This window comes from Streptococcus suis, from assembly GCF_002964045.1.
GTDB classification, from domain to species: Bacteria; Bacillota; Bacilli; order Lactobacillales; family Streptococcaceae; genus Streptococcus; species Streptococcus suis_U.
On sequence record NZ_POPB01000281.1, the window covers coordinates 1 to 288 of the forward strand.

The window sequence follows — 288 nt, forward strand, 5'->3', positions numbered from 1 at the left end:
AATTCTGCCAATCTTCTCCGAACAGCCTGAGCAGTCTGAAATTCTTGGTTACCCATTTCAAAAATATTTGCAACTAACACACGACCAGCAACTGTAGCCTCACTCATTTCAGCTGCAAAGCGAATACGTATACGGTTTGTCGTAAACTGATCTGTATCAATAAAATGAAGATCTACTCCCTCTTGTAATTTCATCGTCTTCCTCTTTCAAACATTGTACCTTCCATTATACCATTTTGTGATATAATATTCTGTAACGAGGTGACTTATGGAATTTAAATTATAAGGT

Annotated in this window: 1 pseudogene; it reads right to left on the minus strand. The window is 36.5% G+C overall.

Annotated features, from left to right (window positions below):
• Positions 1-194 (minus strand): annotated as a pseudogene (locus C1E99_RS03695) (insulinase family protein); the annotation flags it as partial.
• Between the last annotated feature and the right edge of the window lie 94 nt (positions 195-288).